Annotated in this window: 18 protein-coding genes; 4 read left to right on the forward strand and 14 right to left on the reverse strand. The window is 72.7% G+C overall.

All coding sequences use genetic code 11. The features are described 5' to 3' along the window. Positions 1-14: 14 nt before the first annotated feature. Genes ACLZOT_RS07605 through ACLZOT_RS07650 form a run of 10 tightly spaced genes read right to left on the reverse strand, consistent with a single transcriptional unit; the run spans position 15 to position 11,444 of the window. A complete protein-coding gene (locus ACLZOT_RS07605) occupies positions 15-1,652 on the reverse strand; it encodes a thiolase C-terminal domain-containing protein (protein ID WP_416967981.1) in 1,638 nt (545 codons plus the stop codon). Continuing rightward, complete coding sequence (locus ACLZOT_RS07610; protein ID WP_416967982.1) at positions 1,649-2,794, reverse strand: thiolase family protein; 1,146 nt, start codon at positions 2,792-2,794, stop codon at positions 1,649-1,651. The genes ACLZOT_RS07605 and ACLZOT_RS07610 overlap by 4 nt, the downstream gene beginning before the upstream one ends. Before the next feature lie 39 nt (positions 2,795-2,833). Further along, positions 2,834-3,979 (reverse strand): CaiB/BaiF CoA transferase family protein, encoded by a 1,146-nt coding sequence (locus ACLZOT_RS07615; RefSeq protein WP_416967983.1) that lies wholly within the window; start codon positions 3,977-3,979, stop codon positions 2,834-2,836. A 2-nt stretch (positions 3,980-3,981) separates the two neighbouring features. Next, the gene (locus ACLZOT_RS07620) at positions 3,982-4,746 is read right to left on the reverse strand and encodes a crotonase/enoyl-CoA hydratase family protein (RefSeq protein WP_416967984.1); all 765 of its coding nucleotides are present in this window, start codon (positions 4,744-4,746) and stop codon (positions 3,982-3,984) included. 2 nt (positions 4,747-4,748) lie between these two features. Next, positions 4,749-5,987: an FAS1-like dehydratase domain-containing protein gene (locus ACLZOT_RS07625; RefSeq protein WP_416967985.1), complete on the reverse strand. Its 1,239-nt coding sequence runs from the start codon at positions 5,985-5,987 to the stop codon at positions 4,749-4,751. Continuing rightward, complete coding sequence (locus ACLZOT_RS07630) at positions 5,984-7,465, reverse strand: class I adenylate-forming enzyme family protein (protein ID WP_416967986.1); 1,482 nt, start codon at positions 7,463-7,465, stop codon at positions 5,984-5,986. Before ACLZOT_RS07630 ends, ACLZOT_RS07625 begins: the two co-directional genes overlap by 4 nt. A 4-nt stretch (positions 7,466-7,469) precedes the next feature. After that, positions 7,470-8,564: an acyl-CoA dehydrogenase family protein gene (locus ACLZOT_RS07635; protein WP_416967987.1), complete on the reverse strand. Its 1,095-nt coding sequence runs from the start codon at positions 8,562-8,564 to the stop codon at positions 7,470-7,472. Beyond that, on the reverse strand, positions 8,561-8,995 hold the full coding sequence (locus ACLZOT_RS07640; RefSeq protein ID WP_416967988.1) for a VOC family protein: 435 nt from the start codon (positions 8,993-8,995) through the stop codon (positions 8,561-8,563). The genes ACLZOT_RS07635 and ACLZOT_RS07640 overlap by 4 nt, the downstream gene beginning before the upstream one ends. Beyond that, positions 8,992-10,200 (reverse strand): cytochrome P450, encoded by a 1,209-nt coding sequence (locus ACLZOT_RS07645; protein WP_416967989.1) that lies wholly within the window; start codon positions 10,198-10,200, stop codon positions 8,992-8,994. The genes ACLZOT_RS07640 and ACLZOT_RS07645 overlap by 4 nt, the downstream gene beginning before the upstream one ends. 11 nt (positions 10,201-10,211) lie before the next feature. Continuing rightward, positions 10,212-11,444: a CaiB/BaiF CoA transferase family protein gene (locus ACLZOT_RS07650; RefSeq protein ID WP_416967990.1), complete on the reverse strand. Its 1,233-nt coding sequence runs from the start codon at positions 11,442-11,444 to the stop codon at positions 10,212-10,214. Positions 11,445-11,546: 102 nt separating this feature from the next. Here ACLZOT_RS07650 and ACLZOT_RS07655 point away from each other — a divergent pair, with 102 nt between their 5' ends. Beyond that, entirely contained in the window at positions 11,547-12,866 is a 1,320-nt protein-coding gene (locus tag ACLZOT_RS07655) for an acyl-CoA dehydrogenase family protein (RefSeq protein ID WP_416967991.1), read from the forward strand. A gap of 23 nt (positions 12,867-12,889) precedes the next feature. Next, positions 12,890-13,630, forward strand: coding sequence for an SDR family NAD(P)-dependent oxidoreductase (locus ACLZOT_RS07660; RefSeq protein ID WP_416967992.1), 741 nt, complete (start codon positions 12,890-12,892; stop codon positions 13,628-13,630). Positions 13,631-13,641: 11 nt separating this feature from the next. Here ACLZOT_RS07660 and ACLZOT_RS07665 read toward each other — a convergent pair whose 3' ends face one another. The 4 genes from ACLZOT_RS07665 to ACLZOT_RS07680 all read right to left on the reverse strand — a co-directional run bounded on the left by ACLZOT_RS07665 (position 13,642) and on the right by ACLZOT_RS07680 (position 17,107). Next, complete coding sequence (locus ACLZOT_RS07665) at positions 13,642-14,082, reverse strand: VOC family protein (RefSeq protein ID WP_416967993.1); 441 nt, start codon at positions 14,080-14,082, stop codon at positions 13,642-13,644. Between the two features lie 221 nt (positions 14,083-14,303). Next, complete coding sequence (locus ACLZOT_RS07670) at positions 14,304-15,314, reverse strand: phosphotransferase family protein (RefSeq protein WP_416967994.1); 1,011 nt, start codon at positions 15,312-15,314, stop codon at positions 14,304-14,306. Further along, positions 15,311-16,798, reverse strand: a complete 1,488-nt coding sequence (locus tag ACLZOT_RS07675; RefSeq protein ID WP_416967995.1) for a class I adenylate-forming enzyme family protein — start codon at positions 16,796-16,798, stop codon at positions 15,311-15,313. The genes ACLZOT_RS07670 and ACLZOT_RS07675 overlap by 4 nt, the downstream gene beginning before the upstream one ends. Before the next feature lie 12 nt (positions 16,799-16,810). After that, positions 16,811-17,107 (reverse strand): hypothetical protein, encoded by a 297-nt coding sequence (locus ACLZOT_RS07680; RefSeq protein ID WP_416967996.1) that lies wholly within the window; start codon positions 17,105-17,107, stop codon positions 16,811-16,813. A gap of 101 nt (positions 17,108-17,208) precedes the next feature. On the opposite strand from ACLZOT_RS07680, the gene ACLZOT_RS07685 reads away from it, so the two are divergent. Further along, positions 17,209-17,982 carry an enoyl-CoA hydratase/isomerase family protein gene (locus ACLZOT_RS07685; RefSeq protein ID WP_416967997.1) on the forward strand — a complete coding sequence of 258 codons (774 nt, stop codon included), beginning with the start codon at positions 17,209-17,211 and terminating at the stop codon, positions 17,980-17,982. Positions 17,983-18,044: 62 nt separating this feature from the next. Next, positions 18,045-19,022, forward strand: coding sequence for an LLM class flavin-dependent oxidoreductase (locus tag ACLZOT_RS07690; protein WP_416967998.1), 978 nt, complete (start codon positions 18,045-18,047; stop codon positions 19,020-19,022). The last annotated feature ends 52 nt before the right edge of the window (positions 19,023-19,074 follow it).

Here is a 19,074-nt window from a genome sequence, read left to right on the forward strand (position 1 = left end):
GGCGGGGGCGCTTCCTAGGCCCGGCGCAGCAGCATCGCCCCCGACGGCACTCCCCCGCCCGCCGTCACGACCGCTGTCCTCGCCCCCGCGACCTGGCGGCCGTGCGCGGTGCCCCTCAGCTGGAGCATGGCCTCGCGCACGAACCCGTACCCGTGCAATCGTCCCGCCGAGAGCTGGCCGCCGTGCGGGTTCAACGGCAACTCGCCGTCGAGGGCGATGGTCTTGCCGCCCGCGATGAAGTCGGTGCCCTCGCCGGGTCCGCAGAACCCCAACGCCTCTATCCAGGAGAGGGCGTTGAAGGTGAACCCGTCGTAGAGAAGGGCCACCTCGACGTCCGCCGGGGTGAGGTCGGTCCGCGTCCACAGGTGAGCGGACGGCCCCTGGGCCTGCGGGAGGTGCGTCAGGGTGTCCTGGTCCCAACTCAGCCGCTCCGACACGGCCGTTCCGACGGCCTCGACCAGCACGGGCGGGCGCGGCCGGTCGTACGCGGTCTCGATCGCGGAGACCACGACGGCGACCGCGCCGTCGCAGGGTACGTCGCAGTCGTACAGGCCGAAGGGTGTCGTGACCATGCGGGCCGCGTAGTAGTCGTCGAGGGTCATCGGGGCGCGGTGCAGGGCCTCGGGGTTGCGGGCGGCGTTCGCGCGGGTGGTGACGGCGATGGCGGCGAGGGCCTCGCGGCCGACGCCGTAGCGGTGCTGGTAGTGGGAGGCGTGGCAGCCGATCCACTGGGCGGCGGACAGCGCGCCGAAGGGAGCGCGGAACTCGAACATGCCGGTGGCGCGGGCGTTTTGGGGTGTCTGCCACTGGCCGGAGCGGGTGAGCGCGCTGTGGGATGACTCCCAGACCGTGCGGAAGCACAGGACGTGCCGGCACAGTCCGGCCGCGACGGCGAGCATCCCGGCGGTGATCGAGCCGATCTGGCCCGGGACTTCGCGGGCGCCGTTGACCCAGGCGGGGCGCAGGCCGAGGGCCTCGGTGAGGGCGGTGACGCCGCCTTCGCTCATGCCGTCGGGGCTGGGCCCGGGGTAGGTGGACAGGCCGTCGACGGCGTCGAGTTCGAGGCCCGCGTCCTCGACTGCCGCCAGGCAGGCGTCGACCGTGAGGGAGAGCGGGTCGACCATCAGGCGCCGGCCGACCTGCGACTGCCCTACGCCGGTCAGGGCGACCCGGTCCTCGTACTTGCGGGCGGACGCCCGGGCGGGGGCACGGATCGCGCGGGGTTCGGGGAGCGGGCCGGGGGCGGTGTCCGCCACGTCCGGTTCGAACAGCGGGAGATGGACGTCTCCGTGCTCCTCGAAGCGGACGCGGACGCGCATCCCCACGTGGACGTCCTCGGGTGCGCAGCCGACGATGTTCGTGGTGAGGCGGGCCCGGTCGTCCTCGGCGAGGGCGACCACGGCGACGACGTACGGGGGCGGGAACTCCGGCAGCCACGTCTGGTGGTTGACGCTGAAGCCGACGACGACCGCACGCCCGGACACGGGTGCGAGGGCGACGGAACGGCTGCGGCAGGAAGGGCAGTTGGGCAGCGGCGGGTGGACGTGCCGTCCGCAGTCCGCGCAGTGGGTGATGTGGAGCGTGCCGTCCGCGCCGGAGCGCCAGAACTCGGCGCTCGCGAGGGTGGGTTGGGGCAGGGGGCGGCCGGTCAAGGGAGCAGCTCGACGATCGTGGCGTTCGCGGTGCCGCCGCCCTCGCACATCGTCTGGAGGCCGTAGCGGATGCCGCCCTGGCGCATGCGGGCCAGCATCCGGGTCATGAGGATCGCGCCGGAACCGCCCAGCGGATGCCCTACGGCGATGGCGCCGCCGTAGGGGTTGAGGCGGTCCGGGTCGGCGCCGGTCTCGGCGAGCCAGGCCAGGGGGACGGGGGCGAACGCCTCGTTGACCTCGTAGACGCCGATGTCGTCGATGGTGAGGCCGGCTCGGTGCAGGGCTTTCTCCGTCGCCGGGATCGGGCCGAGGAGCATGGTCACCGGGTCGGCGCCGCTGACCGCGCCGGTGTGGTAGCGGGCGATCGGGGTGAGGCCGAGGTCCCGGGCGCGTTCGGGGGTGGTGACGAGGAGGGCTGCGGCGCCGTCGGAGATCTGCGAGGAGTTCCCGGCGTGGATCACACCGTCCTCCTTGAACGACGGTTTCAGCCCGGCCAGTCTCTCCGGTGACGTGCCGCGCCGGAGTCCTTCGTCGGTGGTGAGCTTCGTGCCGTCCGCGTCGACCGGTACGAGGTGGTCGTCGAAGACGCCCGCGTCGATCGCGGCGGCGGCCTTCTCGTGCGACGCGGACGCGAACTCGTCGAGCCGGGTGCGGCTGAACTTCCAGCGTTCGGCGATGAGTTCGGCGCCGATGCCCTGGTTGAACTCGACGCCCTCGTACCGGGCCAGTACGCCGGGCCCGTACGGCTGCCCGGTGGTGCGGTGGGCGCCGAGCGGCACCCGGCTCATGGTCTCCACGCCGCCCGCGACGACCAGGTCGTACTGGCCCGACATGACGGCGTGCGCGGCCTGGTCGACGGCCTGCTGGCTCGAACCGCAGGCACGGTTCACGGTGACGGCCGGGACGTGTTCGGGCCAGCCCGCCGAGAGCACCGCGGAACGGCCGACGTTGCTGGACTGGTCGCCGATCTGGGTGACACAGCCCCAGATCACGTCGTCCACGGTGCCGGGGTCGATACCGGTCCGCTCCACGAGGGCGTTGAGGACCTTCGCGGAGAGGTCGGCGGCGTGCACGGAGGCGAGGGTGCCGTTGCGCTTGCCGATGGGGGTGCGTACGGCGTCGACGATGACGGCGTCTCGCATGGGGGCTCCTTGGTGGTGTCGGTGGGGTGAGCTTGGGCGTCAGGTCGGTTCGGCGGGGGCAATGTCCTCCACGCCCCACTCCCGCAGCACGCCCCGCGTATCGGCGCCCACCGCCGGTGCCGGGCTCCCGGCGCGGGCCGGGGTGACGGAGAAGCGGGGCGCGGCGGCGGGCTGGAGGACGCCGGCGCGGGTGAACAGGCTGGTGCGGGCGGTGAGATGGGGGTGGGAGGCGGCTTCGGTGAGGCTGAGGACGGGGGCGACGCACGCGTCGGTCCCCTCGAACAGCGCGGCCCACTCGTCGCGGGTGCGCTCGGCGAACCGTTCGGTCAGCAGGCGCCGTAGCTCGGGCCAGCCCGAACGGTCGTGCTGGTGCGCGGGGTTGACGTCCAGGCCGAGCAACTCGACCAGCGCGCGGTAGAACTTGGGCTCCAGCGCGCCGACCGCGACATGCCGGCCGTCCTTCGTGCCGTACACGGCGTAGAAGGGCCAGCCTCCGTCGAAGCGGTTGACGCCCCGTTCGTCGGTCCACTCGTCGCGGGCCAACTTCGCGTAGGTGCTGGCGAGGAGGTGAGCCGTGCCGTCCACGATCGCGGCGTCGACGACCTGGCCTCGCCCGGTGCGGGCGGCGTTGTGGAGTGCGGCGAGCACGCCGATCACGAGGTAGCAGCCGCCGCCTCCGAAGTCCCCGACGAGGTTCAGCGGAATCTGCGGCGGCCCGTCCGCCTCCCCGATGGCTCCGAGCGCCCCGCTCACCGCGATGTAGGTGATGTCGTGCCCGGCGCTGGCGGCGAGCGGACCGTCCTGCCCCCATCCGGTCATCCGCCCGTAGACGAGGCGGGAGTTGCGGGCGAGGCACGTGTGCGGCCCCACTCCGAGACGCTCGGTGACGCCGGGCCGGAACCCCTCGATCAGTACGTCGGCCCGCTCGACGAGTCCGAGCAACGCGCCGACTCCACCGGCCGACTTGAGGTCGAGCACGACGGACCGCTTCCCCCGCCCGAGCACGTCGGCCGGACCGCCCACCCCCTTCTCCCCCGGCCGGTCCACCCGCACCACCTCGGCCCCGAGGTCGGCGAGGAGCATCCCGGCGAACGGGCCGGGCCCGATCCCGCCGAGCTCCAGCACGCGGACACCGGCCAAAGGCCCCACCGCAGCCCCACGACGATCGCCGGATGCCTCCTCCATGCTCACCGCCCCTTCCACACCGGCGACCGCTTCTCCGCGAACGCCGCCGCCCCCTCCCGCGCGTCCTGTGACTGGAACACCGGCTCGGCGATGTCGAACTGCTTCCCCCACGCCTCGTCGAGGCTCCAGTCGGCGGTGGACCGGGCGATCTCCTTGGTTGCGGCGACGGCGAGAGGCCCGTTCCGGGCGATGACCTCGGCGAGTTCGAGGGCCCCTTCGAGTGCGCCCCCCTCTTCGGTGAGCCGGTTCACGAGCCCGTACTCGGCGGCCCGCCCGGCGTTGACCGGCTGCCCCGTCAGCAACAACTCCAGCGCGATGGCGTACGGAATCCGGCGCGGCAGATGCAACGCGGCTCCGGCCCGGGCGACCAGGGACCGCGTCACTTCGGGCACCCCGAGCCGGGCGGTCCGGGCGGCGACGACGAGGTCACAGGCCAGCAGCAGTTCGAATCCCCCGGCCAGCGCCCACCCCTCGACGGCCGCGATCAACGGCTTGCGGGGCGGCGTCATGCTGATCCCGCACAGGCCCCGGCCCTCGATGGCGGGGGTCTCCCCTCGGAGCCATGCCTTGAGGTCCATCCCGGCGGAGAACGTGCCGCCGGCCCCGGTGAGCACTCCTACCCGCAGTTCGTCGGACTCGTCCAGCTCGTCCACGGCGGCCGCGACCCCTGCGGCCACTCCCGCGTCGAGCGCGTTGCGCACCGTGGGCCGGTTGATCGTGATGACCTGCACCGGGCCCCGACGCTCCACGAGCACCTCGTCGGACACGTCTACCTCCTCTGGTCGACGTCGCAGTCGAATCGGGTGAGTTCATGGGCGACCATGCCGTCGAGGGTGTCGGCCGGCGGCGCGGGCAGCTCGACGGGACGGTCCCGTGTGGGCAGCAGCACGACCGCTGTCCCGGGCGTCGTGACCTCACCGCGCTGGTTCTCGCACCGCACCTCGACGTGCACCTCGGCCCGCCCGTCGCGGAGTTGCTTGTCGACGACCGTGCCGCGCACCCAGGTCGTGTCGCCGAGGTAGTTGAACTTCCGGTGTTCGCAGTGGAGTTGCCACAGCCAGCCGTCGTCGCCCATCCAGTCGGTGAGGAGATGGCAGAGCCAGGTCTCGCGCATGCCGCCGTAGTCGTAGGGGTTCGGCAGGCCCAACTCCCGTGCCCGCTCGGGCTCCCAGTGCAGCCGTTGCACGGTGTCGGGGATGTTGAGCGGATTCGGCGGGTAGAGCCCGGGCGCCTTGCGGCGTACCTTCGCGGCGATCCCGAACGCGCCGGGCGGGGTGAGCTGCATCCCCCAGCCGAGGTGCCAGACGACGACGTCGGTCGTGGTGAGCGGCCCTTTCACCCGGGGCTGGAGTTCCTCCCCGACCTTGACGTCCTCCCAGTGGCGGGGCTCGGCGCCACGCCGCGTCTCGGCGGCGTAGGCGGCGTCGATCTCGGCCACCTCCGCGTCGCTGTAAGGCTGTTGGACCAGTGCTTCCTTGGCCCGCTTCTTCGAGGTGTGCCGTTCCGCGTTGATCCACGTGCCGCGTCTGAGCGCGTGCATGCGCCCCTGCCCGTCGGTGTACAGGTAGGCGCGGACGACGTGGGCCGTGCGTCCGCCGAAGCTGCTCGGCTTGAGCTGGACCCCGACCTGTGTCTGGAGCACCCGGCAGCGGTCCCCCAGGGTCAGGGGCCGCCACCACTCGAACTCCATGACGGCCTGGTAGGAGCCGAGTCCGGCGAAGGGGTCGCCCTTGAGGAGCGCCTTGGTCCCGGCGTCGGGGGCGGGCGCCGCGTCCTCGCCCATCGTGTACAGGAAGGTCGGCGGCGCGAGGAGGGTTCCCCAGCGGCTGCGGGAGGCGTAAGTCGGGTCGCAGTACAGGGGGTTGTCGTCGCCGTAGCCGTACGCGAAGTGGCGTACGCCGTCGCGGGTGACCTCGTAGTTGTGCGGGGGGTTGCGCTGGGGCTGGGGGGTGCCGAGGCGGCGGCGGGAGCGGGCGACCGCCTCGTCGGTGAGTGTGCCGAACGTCATCGGCTCTCCTCCAGTCGGGCGCGGACGGTGTCGAGGAGTTCCACGCGGCTGACCTTGCTGGACGGGGTGCGGGGCAGGGTGTCGAGGACGAGGATGTGCGCCGGGACCTCGTAGGGGGTGAGCCGGGCGCGGCACAGGGCGAGCAGGTCGGCCGGGTCGGGGACAGGCGCACCGGGCTCCAACTCGACTGCGGCGACGGGTACTTCGCCGAGCCGCGCGTCCGGCAGCCCGGCCACTGCGGCCTCCCGTACGGAAGGGTGCGCCTCCAGCGCGAGGCGGACCGTGTCCGGCCGCACCTTGAACCCGCCCCGGATGATCGTGTCGTCCGCGCGCCCCTCGATCCACACGAACCGGTCGGCGTCGATGCGGGCGAGGTCGCTGGTCCGGGTCCAGGTCCCGCCGCCGCGCACGCTCTGCTCGGTCCGCACCTCCAGCCGCCCCGCACGCCCGACGGGCACCTCGGCGCCGTCGTCACCGGTGACCCGCAGTTCGACGCCCGCGAAGGCCCGCCCGGCGCTTCCGGCCTTGCGTGGCCACCAGCGTCGGTGCAGCGGCAGCGTCCATCCGACGACGGCTCCGGCGAACTCGGTGGCGCCGTAGGTCATCAACACCGGTATGCCGTAGGTGCGGTGGAAGGCGTCGGCGAGTTCGGCGGGGCAGGGCGCGGTGCCGGACGTGACGACCTCAAGGCTGGCGAGCCGCTCCTTGGGCACTCCGGCGTCGAGGACGGCCCGGAGGGCGGCCGGGACGAGGCTCGCGGCGCGCGGCCGGTGGCGTTCGACGGCGTCCGTCCAGGGGGCGACGGAGAAGCGCGGCAGCAGGACCATGCGGCGCCCGGTGGCGAGGCAGGCCAGTGCTCGCCAGAGTCCGCCGATGTGGACGAGGGGTGCGGCGACCAGGGACACGGACGGCGACAACAGGCGGTCGTCCTTGGGGACCTGTCCGCCGGAGACGAGGGCCTGGTCGAGCTGGCCGGTGCGGAGGTGGACGCGTTTCGGGGGGCCGGTGGTGCCGGAGGTGAGCATCTCGACGGCGATGCCGGGGCGGCGGGGCGCGTCCTCGGGGACGGTGCCGCCGGCGGGGCGCAGCCCGGGGAGGTCCAGGGCCGTGCCGTGGGCGGTCACCGCGTCCAGCACGCCTTCGCGGCCGAGGGGTTCGGGGCCGGAGACGACCACGGGCAGGGCGCAGCGGTCGATGTCGGCGGCGAGGCGGGCGGCGGGCTGGAGAGGGCTCAGCATGACGAGGCAGCGGCCGGAGGCGATCACGGCGGCGACGACGGCGACGTGTTCGGGCCGGTTCTCCAGGACGACGCCGACGCGGGCGCCGGGGCCGAGGCCGGCGGTGTCGAGGGCGTCGGTGAGGGCGTGCGCGGTGGCGCGGACCCGGCCCCACGTCCACCACTGTCCGTCGTGCTCGATCGCCGGTGCGTCGGCGTCGGCCACGGCGAGCAGCCGGGTCAGACGGTCGCGAATTCCCACGCGCTCAGCCTTTCGTCGCGGTGATCCCGGCCAGCTCGGCCAGTCGTCCCCGGTGCGCGGCCGGGCCGCCGAGGAGGTGCTCGGAGGACTTCGCGCGCCGGAGGTGGAGGTGGGCGTCGTGTTCCCAGGTGCAGCCGATGCCGCCGTGGATCTGGATGTTCTCCTTGGCGGCGTGCGTGTAGGCGTCCGCGCAGGTGGCGGCGGCGAGTGCGGCGGCCACGGGCAGTTCGTCGGGTGCGTCGACGGCCACGGACAGCGCGTGGTAGGCGGCCGAGCGGGCGGCCTCGACCTTGAGGAGGGTGTCGGCGCACTTGTGCTGGACGGCCTGGAAGGAGCCGATGGGCCGGCCGAACTGGGTGCGGGCCTTCGCGTACGCCACGGACGCGTCGAGGCAGGCCGCCGCGCCTCCGGCCTGTTCGGCGGCGAGGGCGACGAGGGCCAGGTCGAGGGCGCGGTACGGGTCGGTGGCGAGGCGTACGGCGGGGGCGGCGGCGAGGTCGAGGCGGGCCTGTCTGCGGGTGGGGTCGAGGGTTTCCAGGCGGGTGCGGGTGAGGCCGGGGGCGTCGGCGGTGACGGCGAACAGGGCGGGGCCGGTGCTGTCGCGGGCGACGACGATCAGGAGGTGGGCGCTGTGGCCGTCGACGACGAACATCTTGGTGCCGGTGATCTGCCAGCCGTCGCCCGCTCGGTGTGCGGTGGTCGTGGTGTCCTCGATGCGGGGTGAGCCGCTCTCCTCGGTGAGGGCGAGGGTCCCGGTCAGGGTGCCGTCGGCGATGCCGGGCAGCCAGCGGGTGTCGCCGGACGCGGTGAGGGCCTGTCCGGCGAGGGCGACGGTCGCGAAGTACGGGGAGGGGAGCAGGGCGCGGCCGAACTCCTCCAGGACGACGCCGAGTTCGACGGGTCCGCCGCCGGAGCCGCCATGGCCCTCCGGCAACGCCAGTCCGTGGAGGCCGAGTTCGTTCGCCATGCGGTGCCACAGGGCGGTGTCGTGGCCGGGTGCGGAGTCCATGGCGGTGCGGACGGCCTCGCTGGGCGCCTTCTCGTCGAGGAGGCGGCGGACGGCCGTACGGAGGTGGTCGTGGTCCTCGGTGAAGGTCATCGTGGGGTCCTGGCGCGCAGGTAGGCGGGGAAGTCGGGCATGCGGGCGCGGTCGACGATCTCGATGCGGACGCCTGCGGGGTTCAAGTGGTAGGCGAAGATGGCGGGTTGGCCCTCGACGAGCGCGCATGCCTCGCGGGGGAAACCCGCCGCTTCGAGGCTCTTCGAGGCCGCTAGGAGGTCGTCGACGAGGTAGGCGATGTGGTGGGCGCCCGCCCGCCAGGGGGTGCCGGGGATCTCCTGGACGAGTTCGAGGTGGGGGGCGTCGAGGGAGTAGGCGTAGGTGAGGGCGAGGTCGTGGTCGCCGTCGGCGAGGCGGACGCGGACCTCGCCGGTGAGGGTGCGGGTCCAGCGGTGGCCGGCCGTGTCGGTGAGGCGGGTCTTCCACGCCTCGATGTCGGGGACGACGATGCCGGTGTGGAAGTGGTTCATGCCGGGTCCCAGGCGAGGCGCAGGGCGGTGAGGCCGTACATGTTGCCGTGCTGCCACAGGTCCTGGCCGGGGGCGACGCGGTAGTGGGGGATGCGGCGGTGCCATTCCTCGACGGCGACGGTGAGTTCGAGGCGGGCGAGGTGGGAGCCGAGGCAGCGGTGGGGGCCCGAGCCGAACGCGATGTGGTTCGTGGTCGCGCGGTGCAGGTCGACGTGGTGGGGGTCCGGGTAGCGGCCGGGGTCGCGGTTGGTGACGGCGAGCGGCAGCATGACCATCTCGCCGGACTTGACGGGGCAGCCGCCGATCTCGACGTCCCGGGTGGCCTTGCGGGCGGGGACGACGAACGAGTAGACGCGCAGGGTCTCTTCGACGCCGGTGGGGATGAGGGTGGGGTCGGCGAGGATCTCGGCGCGCTGCTCGGGGTGGGTGGCGAAGTGGTAGAGGGCCCAGCCGATGGAGATGGGGACGGTGTCGAAGCCGGCCTGGAACATGAGGACGCAGAAGGCGTGCAGGTCGCGGTCGTCGATGGGTTCGCCGTCGATCGTCCAGGCCATGGCGTGCGAGAGGAGGTCGTCGAGGGGGGTCTCGCGGCGCTGGGCGATCTGTTCCTCGAAGTACGCCGACACCGCGCGCATGGCGGCGAGTTGGCGGGCGCCGTCGGGGTCCTCGTGGTGCGGGAGGTGGAGGAGTTCGTGGGTCCAGTCGAGGAAGACGGGGAGGTCGTCCTCGGGCAGGCCCATCAGGCGCATGAAGATCCGGGTGGGGAAGCGGCGGGCGAACGCGTCGAGGACGTCGGCTTCTTGACGGTCCTTCAGGTCGTCGATGAGGTCGGCGGCGACGCGGCGGATCTCGGGTTCGCGGGCGGCGACGGCGTTCGGGGAGAAGTAGCGGCCGAGCAGGCGGCGCCACACGCCGTGCACGGGCGGGTCGAGCATCTCCGGGATCCACAGGAACTTGGGGTCGGGTTCGAGGGCGGTGACGGACCGGTTGGAGAAGGTCCGCCAGTCCTGCAGCGCCTGCTGGACGGCGGGCCCGTCGGTGACGACCCAGTAGCCCCGGGCGGTGGTGGAGCGGAAGCCGCCGTGGCTCCCGGCGATCTCGTCCCAGCGTTCCTGGTGGCTGAGGACCGGTCCGCCGAGGCGGTTGTCGAAGCGGTAGGCGGGCACCCCGTCGTGGGTGCCGTCGGATGCGAGAGGGGTACTCATGTCACGGCTCCTCAGGTGGCTGCCCCGTCGATCTTCAGGCTGAGCAACTCCTCGTCGCTGAGACCGAGTTCGCGCAGCACGTCGTCCGTGTGCTCGGCGAACTGCGGGGCGCGGGTCAGTCCGGGCGCGCTCCCGTCGAACTGCACGGGGCTCGCGACGAGTTCACGCTCCACGCCGTCGGCGTCCACGACCGGCGCGATCAGCCCGTTGGCCCGCAGCGCGGGATCCTGCCCGACCTCCCAGGAGTTCTGTACGGCGGCCCACTGGCCGTCGCCCCGGGCGAGGATCCGCGTCCACTCGGCGAAGGGGCGTGAGGCGATCAACTCGGCGACGAGGTCGGCCGCTTCGGCGGCGTTCGCCATCACCTTGTCGGTGCTGTCGAAGCGTTCGTCGGCGGCGAGGTCGTCGCGTCCGGCGAGTGTGCAGAACTCGGCCCAGTAGCGGCCGGGTTGCAGCATCGACAGCTCGATCCAGCGGCCGTCGGCGGTGCGGTAGGCGCCGATGAGGGGGTTGGTGGCGGAGCCGTGCCGGGGCCGGGCGGCGACGGGGAGGGGGCCGCCGTTCATGAGGGCGAGGTTGACGGTGAACTGGGTGGCCCAGGCGCCGACGCCGATCAACGAGACGTCCACGACCGACGGTCGGCCGGTCATGGCGCGGGAGTAGAGGGCGGCGGCGACGCCTCCGGCGATGGTCATGCCGCCCATCGAGTCGCCGTACGCCCCGGCCGGCATCCGCGTCATCCGGTCGGCGTCCGGCGGGGTGACCCCGGCCGCGCTGCCGCCGCGTGCCCAGAACGCGGTGCTGTCGTAGCCGCCCTTGCCGGACTCCTCGCCGTGCACGCCGAAGCCGCTGCCACGGACGTAGATGATGTCGGGGTTGATCGTGCGGACGTCGTCGACGTCGATCCGCAGCTTCGCGCGGGCGTCAGGGAGGAAGTTGGTGAGGAAGACGTCGCTCTCGCGGATCAGCTTCTCCAGCACCGGGCGCGCGGCGGGCCGTTCCAGGGCGAGGCCGACGCTGCGTTTGCCCCGGTTGGGGCCTTCCATGATGGGGAAGAACGACGAGCCCTCGCTCGCGGCCTCGTAGCCGAGGACCCGCACCAACCCCCGCTGGGCGTCGCCCCGTTCGGCGTGCTCGATCTTGATGACGTCGGCGCCCCAGTCCGCGAGGACGGCCCCGGCCGCCGGGACGAAGGTGAACTGGGCGACCTCTAGCACCCGCACGCCCTCCATGGGCCTCTGCATCGGATCAACTCCTCGGCGGATCGGCGCTATTACGCATACCCAATGCGGCTTCTGCGGGTACGAGTATGGACCGAGGACGCTAAAAAGTATACTGTTTTCGGCATGCTGGATTTCACGACCGAACCGGAGTTCCAGGCGAAGCTGGACTGGGCGGCGGCCTTCGTCCGCGACGAGATCGAGCCGCTCGACCTCCTCTTCCCGCACGGCGGCGACCCCTACGACACCGGCAACGAGAAGGCCCGCGCGATCCTGCGGCCCCTGCGTGAGCAGGTGAAGCAACAGGGGCTGTGGGCCTGCCACTTGGGCCCCGAACTCGACGGCCCCGGCTACGGCCAGGTCAAGCTGGCCCTGCTGAACGAGATCCTCGGCCGCTCCTACTGGGCGCCGACCGTCTTCGGCACCGCCGCCCCCGACACCGGCAACGCGGAGATCCTCGCGATGTTCGGCACGGACGCACAGAAGGAGCGGTACCTGAAGCCGCTGCTCGACGGGGACATCGTGTCGACGTTCTCCATGACCGAGCCCCAAGCGGGCGCGGATCCCAAGGAGTTCGTGTGCCGCGCCTGGCGTGACGGCGAGGAGTGGGTCATCGACGGGGAGAAGTGGTTCTCCTCCAACGCCCGGTACGCGGCCTTCCTCGTCGTCATGGCCGTCACCGATCCGGACGCGCCGCCGCACCGCCGGATGTCCATGTTCGTCGTGCCCGCCGAGACGCCCGGCATCGAGGTCAAGCGCAACGTCGGCACCATGGACGAGCGCGACGGGCTCGACGAGGGGATCCACGCGTACATCCGCTACCACCGGGTCCGCGTCCCCCTCGACGCGATGCTCGGCGGGCCGGGGCAGGGGTTCGAGGTCGCGCAGGCGCGGCTCGGCGGGGGCCGGGTGCATCACGCGATGCGGACGGTCGGCAAGTGCGCGCGTGCCTTCGACATGATGTGCGAGCGCGCGCTGTCGCGCCGTACGCAGGGGACCCTCCTCGCCGACAAACAGGCCGTCCAGCAGTTCATCGCCGACTCGTGGGTCGAACTCCAGCAGTTCCGGCTGCTCGTCCTGCACACGGCGTGGCTCATCGACACCCAGCCGCACGGGGCCGCGCGCACGCAGATCGCGATGTGCAAGGTGCAGACGGCGAAGGTGCTGCACGACATCGTCCAGCGGGCGGTCCACCTGCACGGGTCGCTCGGCACAACCAACGAGCTGCCGCTCGCGAAGTGGTGGATGGCCGCGCCCAACCTCGCGCTCGCGGACGGGCCGACGGAGGTGCACCGGACGACGATCGCGAAACGGGTACTGAAGGGCTACCGCCCGGCGGAGGGACTGTTCCCGTCGGAGCACATTCCGCCGAGGCTGGAGGCGGCGCGGAAGCGGTACGCGCACATCATCGGGGACGAGACGCTCAGCGGGCGGGTGGAGGCGTGAGGGCGTCCGGAGTGGGTGGGGGCGTGAACCCGTTCGACCTCACCGGCAAAGTCGCCCTCGTCACCGGCGGCAGCCGGGGGCTCGGGCTCCAGATGGTGCGCGCGTTCGCCGAGGCCGGGGCGGACGTCGTCGTCGCCAGCCGGAAGTCCGACGCGTGCGAGGCCGTCGCGAAGGAGGTCGCCGCCCTCGGCCGCCGGGCCCTGCCCGTCGCCGCGCACGTCGGCCGCTGGGACGACCTCGCCCGGCTGGCCGACGCCGCCTACGACCACTTCGGCCAGGTCGACGTCCTCGTCAACAACGCCGGTATGTCCCCGCTCGCCCCGTCCTCGGCACAGACCTCCGAGGACCTCTTCGACAAGGTGATCGCCGTCAACTTCAAGGGCCCGTTCCGCCTCGCCTCCCTCATCGGCGAGCGCATGGCGGCGGCCGGCGCCGGTTCCATCATCAACGTCTCCTCCTCCGGCGCCCTCTTCCCCCAGCCCCGCTTCGCCCCCTACGCCGGCGCGAAAGCCGCCCTCAACACCCTGACCTCGGTCTTCGCCCAGGAGTACGGCCCGACGGTCCGCGTCAACACGATCTCGGCGGGCCCTTTCCTCACCGACATCTCCGCCTCCTGGACGGAGGAGAAACGCCGCACGGCCCGCAGCGCGCTGGGCCGCCCGGGCCGTCCGGAGGAGATCGTCAGCACGGCGCTGTACCTGGCGAGCGACGCGTCGAGCTATACGACGGGTGCGCTGATCCGCGTGGACGGTGGCCTGTACTAGAGCCAGGCCGTTCAGCCGAGCTGCTCGGCCAGCCCGACGATGATGCCCTCCGGGCCACGGACGTAGCAGAGCCGGTAGCTCTCCTCGTACCGGGCCAGCTCACCGACGAGTTCGGCGCCGTGGGTGCGCAGGCGGGCGACCGTGTCCTCGATGTCGTCGACGGCGAACATGACGCGGTGCGTGCCCAGGATGTTGTGCGGCTGGTTGCGGGGCCCGGTGCTGATCGCCTCGGGGCTGCGGTACTTCGCCAGTTCGAGCCGGCTGTGTCCGTCCGGGGTCCGGACCATCGCGATGTCGCAGTGCACGCCGTCGAGCCCGGTGCACTGGTCGGCGACGAGGCCCGAGACCTCCGCTCGCCCCTCCAGCTCCATCCCGAGCTCCACGAAGAACGCGACGGCGGCGTCCAGGTCCTCGACGACGATGCCGACGTTGTCCATCCGCTGAATCGCCATGACGGTCCCTCCTGATCCCTGGCGCGGCCGGTGCTGGCCGCTGTTGCCCCTGGGACGGAGCCGACGGCACGTTCTCGACATCCTCCGCGAAGAACCTTGGCGAGCGGGCTTTCACCACTCACATTTCGTCGACACGCGCTGAGCCGGAGGAGGGCCGGGCCACATGTCGGTGACGAGGCGTACGCAGTCCGCAGGGTGGGAGCCGGGGATCCCGGGGAGCGTCAGCCGAGCAGCTCCCCCGCCTCCGCCAGCAGCCTCGGCAGAGCCGGCCGCATCCGCCGGTGCATGTCCGTCAACTCCCCCGCCTTGCGCCCCCGTTTGATCAGCAGCGCGGTGGCGGCGGCCTCCTTGTACTTGGTGAGCGCCTCGAACCACCCCATGTCCCGCAGGACTTCGCCCCGCGCCTCCTGGTACGCGTCGATCAGCTCCGCCTTGCCCGGCATCCCCGTCAACTCCTCGGAGACGGACGCCGGATGGCGGGCCTCGTCCGTGAAGAACGTCAGCCAGGTGACGTCGACCCGGGGGTCTCCCAGCGCCCAGATCTCCCAGTCGATCACGGCGTTGACCGTGCCCCCGGAGCACAGCGTGTTCCCCAGCCGGAAGTCCCCGTGTGTGATCACCGGCATCACCGCGGCCGGTACGGTCGCCCGCAACCGCGCCTCGATCTCCTCGCAGCGGCCCCGCAGATCCTCGGGCACGGTCGTGAACGCCTTGGCCCACCGGCCGATCTCCGCGCCCGGCGTCACCACGGGCTCGACGGCGAGCGCGGTCCGCTTCGGATCGACCCGGTGCAGCCGCCCCAGCATGCGCGCCGCGTCCAAGGCCCGCGCCCGCACCTCCCCGGCGTCGACCCGCCCCCTCGGCACGAGCACCGGCTCGACGCACTCCCCCGGCACGAACTCCATGGCGACGAACGGCTGTCGGTCGACCGGCGCCCCCGCGTCCGTGAACAGCACCTGCGGCACCCGCACCCCGGCCACCCCCGCCAGCACCCGCATCAGCCGAGCCTGCCGCAGCACATCCCGGTTCCGTACGGGCGCGAGCCCCGGCGGCGCCACCTTCAGCACGACCCGCTCGTACCGCGCAGGCACCCCGGACAGCACGGCGGTGCAGGTGAGGCTCGACGTCCCGCCCGCGAGCGGCGCGACCGACACGACCCCGGCCCCCGGCACCCATCCCCGTACGGCGACGGCCGTCCGCTCGGCCAGCTCCTCGTCGACCACGGTGTTCACGCGCCCTCCCCGCGTACGGTCAGCGCCTCGACGATCTCGCGGCGTACGAGCTTCCCGGTCGCCGTACGCGGCAACTCGGCCCAACAGGCGATGCGGTCCGGCGTCTTGGACCCGCGCAGCACCCCGCGCACCTGCGAACGCAGTGCGTCCGCGTCCACCGCGGCCCCGTCCCGCAGGACGACGACCGCTTCGATGCGCTGCCCCCACTCCTCGTCCGGCACCCCCACGACCACGGCGTCGAGCACGTCCGGATGGATCAGCAGGACGTCCTCGATCTCGGCGGGCGCGATGTTCTCGGCGCCCCGGATGATCGTGTCGTCGGCCCGCCCCTCGATGTGCAGGTAGCCGCCGCCGTCGAGGTGCCCCCGGTCGCGGGTCGGGAAGAAGCCCCGCCCGTCGACGGCGGCCCCCTGCCCCGCGTACTCCCCCGACACCTGCTCGCCCCGCACCCAGATCTCCCCCTTCTCCCCGGCCCCGAGCACCGCGCCGGAGGCGTCGCGGATCTCCAACTCGACGCCGGGCAGCGGCAGTCCGGCGGAGCCGAGCCGGGCGCGTACGGCGGGGTCGTCCGCGTTGAGGGCGGCGCGGTGCTCGCGCGGGCCGAGGACGGTGACGGTGGAGGAGGTCTCGGTGAGTCCGTAGGCGTTGACGAAGTCGACGTGCGGCCAGGCCCGCAGCGCCGCCTCCACGACCCGCACCGGCATCCGTGCCCCGCCGTAGGCGAGTGCGCGCAGCGAGGGCACGGACCGGTCGAGGCCGCGGGTGTCCATGATCCGGGCGAGCATCGTCGGGACGACCATGGCGTGGGTGACCGCCTGGTCCCGCACCAGCTCCAGCCAGCCGTCGGGCGTGAACCTCTCCAGCGTCAGCGCCCGGCGGCCCGCGTACAGGTGCGTGAGCACGTTGGCGACGGCGGCGATGTGGTACGGCGGGACGCTGACCAGCGCGGCTTCCTCGGGGTCGGCCGCCGCGAACTCGACGGTGCCCAGGACGTAGGAGACGAGGTTGCGGTGGCGCAGGACGACCGCTTTGGGGGCGGAGGTCGTGCCGCTGGTGTAGATGAGGACGGCGGGGGCGTCGGGGTCGCTCCCGGTGGGAGCAGTGGGCGAGCCCGTGCCGGTCAGCCACTCCTGCGGCGTCGTGATCCGCAGTCCGGCGCGGCGCGGTGCCTCGTCGTGGTCAGGTCCGGCGATGACGAGGGCTCGGGGGTGGCGGGCGAGGAGGGCGTCCAACTGGGCCGCGCCCAGGCGGTAGTTGACCGGGACGAGGGGAACTCCCGCGCGGGCGGCGGCGAACAGCGCGACGGGGAGGGCGGGGCCGTTCACGGCCAGGTGGACCAGCGCGTCGGCGTCCCCGATCAACCCGGCGCCGTGGTCGGCGAGTTCGCGCAGACGCCGGGCGGTCAGCCCGTCCTGGGTCCGGCCGAGGACGACCCGGTCGCCGAAGCCCTCGGCGGCCATGTCGAGCAGCGTGGAGAGGTGCATGGCGCAAGCCCCTCAGTCCGAGGCCGGGAGCGGTTTGGCGCTCTTGACCTGGAGGGGGACGCCGTCGACCGCGAGGGTGCCGGGGCCGCCTTTGGTGCAGAGGAGTTCGAGGCCGTGCTCCTCGTCGGCGTACCGCTTGCCGAGCAGGGTGCCGCCGGCCGGGGCGGGGGCGGAGGCTCCCGTGGTGGTGCCCTCGGTCATCGGGGCGCCCCCGCAGGTGATGTCGAGTTCGGTGTCCGGGCAGCGGACGACGATCACCGCCGTCGTGTCGACGGTACTGGCGAGCATCTGCCCCACGCGTGGCCTCATCGCAGCGTCCTCCGCGAGTATCGAGTGACCGAGCAACTGTGCCGAGCAACGCGAAAAAAGTATACTACTTAGCCCGATCACGTCGAGATGGGAGTCGTCGGATGGATCTCAGGACCGTCCTGTTCGAGGTGGCCGACCACGTCGCCACGGTCACGCTGAACCGCCCCGAGGTGATGAACGGCTTCAACCAGCGGATGCTGGAGGAGTTCGCGGCGGTCTGGGAGACCGTCAAGGCGGACGACGACATCCGGGTGGTCGTGCTGCGCGGGGCCGGTGAGCGGGCCTTCTGCACGGGGATGGACGTCAAGGAGGGCATCGACCGGCACCCCAACGCGTGGTCGCAGACCGACCCCGGGGAGTTCCTGTCGCCGAAGCTCAACCAGGTGTGGAAACCGCTGGTCTGCGCGGTGCACGGGATGGCGGCGGGCGGGGCGTTCTACTGGCTCAACGAGGCGGACATCCTGATCTGTTCGCCGGAGGCGACGTTCTTCGATCCGCACGTCAGCTACGGGCTCACGGCCGCGCTGGAGCCGATCGGGCTCGCCCGCCGGGTGCCGCTCGGGGAGGCGCTGCGGATCGCGCTGCTCGGCCTCGACGAGCGGGTCTCGGCCGCGCGGGCGCTACAGATCGGGCTGGTCAGCGAGGTGGTGGAGCGCGGGGAACTGTGGGCGCGGGCCGACGAGATCGCCCGGATCATCGCCGCGAAGCCGCCCGCCGTGATCCAGGGGACGGTGCGGGCGATCTGGGAGTCACTGGACGCGACGCGCACCCAGGCGCTGCGTACGGGGCTGTCGTACACGCAGATCGGCAATCCGGTCGGGAAGGCCCAGGTGGAGCGTTCGGCGGTGGAGCGGGGGCGGTGGACACTGCGGTGACACTCCCCTACTCTCCCGAATGAGTGTACTCATCTCACCGTTTCAGTCTTCGGGAGGTTCTCATGCGGTTCGGCATGCCCTGGCCCGGACGGGAGGTGGGGAGGGAGGCCGAGGAGGCCGGCGTGGACGCGTTCTGCGCGGGGGAGTTCGCCGATCACGACGCCTACCTCACGGTCGCCGAGATCGTCGCGAACACCGAGCGCGCGCTCGCCGGTCCCGCCATCGCCTACGCCTTCGCGCGCACGCCCTACGCCCACGCCACCGCCCTGCGCCACCTGCACGCGCAGGCGCCGGGCCGGCTCTTCCTCGGGCTCGGCAGCGCCGCGTTCCGCGTCAACCGGGACTGGCTCGGGGTGCCCGCCGACCGGCCGGTGGAGCGCATCGCCGAGACCGTCGGCGCCGTACGGGCCTGGCTGGGCGCGGAGAACGGGCAACCGGTGCGCTACTCCGGGGAGTTCCTCGCCGTGGACGCGGACGTGCGGGCGCCGGTGCTCGGGCGGCTGGACATCCCCGTCCTGCTCGCCGCGTTCAACCGGCGGATGGCGACGACGGCCGCGCGGGTCGCCGACGGGATCGTGGGGCACGGCCTGTTCACCGCCTCCTGGTGGAACGACGTCGTACGGCCCGCCACGATCGGGCGCCCGCTGCTCGAACACGGCTGGATCATCACGGCCGTCGACGACAACGCCCCCGAGCGCGCCCGCGCCGACGCGCGCCGCATGATCGCCTTCTATCTGACGGTGAAGACGTACGACCCGTTCGTCGCGCACCACGGCTGGCAGGAGCAAGTCGCCGCGTTGCGCGGGGCGTTCAGGAACGGCGACTCCGAGGCGATGGCGCAGGCGGTCACCGACGGGATGCTGGCGGAGATCGCGGTGTGCGGGACGACGGCGGAGGCGAAGGAGACGCTGGCCCGCCGGGCCGGGTCACTCCCCCGCGACGTCGGGTACTTCGCGCCGCCGAGCTATCTGGTGAGCCCCGGACGGCGGGCGGCGTACGCGCGTTCGGCGCTGGAGCTGATCGGGGCCGCCGCTCCCTGAAGCCGGCCGGGTCCCCGCAGCGGACGGCGCTGCGGGGACCCGGCTGTTCTCC

The sequence above is a fragment of the Streptomyces sp. 4F14 genome, assembly GCF_048159485.1.
Lineage (GTDB): Bacteria > Actinomycetota > Actinomycetes > Streptomycetales > Streptomycetaceae > Streptomyces.

Excerpts from the sequence above, each read along its gene's own strand:
- ACLZOT_RS07615 (WP_416967983.1), bottom strand. The coding sequence starts at position 3,979 with ATGGAGGAGGCATCCGGCGATCGTCGTGGGGCTGCGGTGGGGCCTTTG.
- ACLZOT_RS07655 (WP_416967991.1), top strand. The coding sequence starts at position 11,547 with ATGCTGGATTTCACGACCGAACCGGAGTTCCAGGCGAAGCTGGACTGG.
- ACLZOT_RS07640 (WP_416967988.1), bottom strand. The coding sequence starts at position 8,995 with ATGAACCACTTCCACACCGGCATCGTCGTCCCCGACATCGAGGCGTGG.
- ACLZOT_RS07625 (WP_416967985.1), bottom strand. The coding sequence starts at position 5,987 with ATGACGTTCGGCACACTCACCGACGAGGCGGTCGCCCGCTCCCGCCGC.
- ACLZOT_RS07690 (WP_416967998.1), top strand. The coding sequence starts at position 18,045 with ATGCGGTTCGGCATGCCCTGGCCCGGACGGGAGGTGGGGAGGGAGGCC.
- ACLZOT_RS07680 (WP_416967996.1), bottom strand. The coding sequence starts at position 17,107 with ATGAGGCCACGCGTGGGGCAGATGCTCGCCAGTACCGTCGACACGACG.
- ACLZOT_RS07675 (WP_416967995.1), bottom strand. The coding sequence starts at position 16,798 with ATGCACCTCTCCACGCTGCTCGACATGGCCGCCGAGGGCTTCGGCGAC.
- ACLZOT_RS07645 (WP_416967989.1), bottom strand. The coding sequence starts at position 10,200 with ATGAGTACCCCTCTCGCATCCGACGGCACCCACGACGGGGTGCCCGCC.
- ACLZOT_RS07650 (WP_416967990.1), bottom strand. The coding sequence starts at position 11,444 with ATGCAGAGGCCCATGGAGGGCGTGCGGGTGCTAGAGGTCGCCCAGTTC.
- ACLZOT_RS07685 (WP_416967997.1), top strand. The coding sequence starts at position 17,209 with ATGGATCTCAGGACCGTCCTGTTCGAGGTGGCCGACCACGTCGCCACG.
- ACLZOT_RS07665 (WP_416967993.1), bottom strand. The coding sequence starts at position 14,082 with ATGGCGATTCAGCGGATGGACAACGTCGGCATCGTCGTCGAGGACCTG.
- ACLZOT_RS07635 (WP_416967987.1), bottom strand. The coding sequence starts at position 8,564 with ATGACCTTCACCGAGGACCACGACCACCTCCGTACGGCCGTCCGCCGC.
- ACLZOT_RS07610 (WP_416967982.1), bottom strand. The coding sequence starts at position 2,794 with ATGCGAGACGCCGTCATCGTCGACGCCGTACGCACCCCCATCGGCAAG.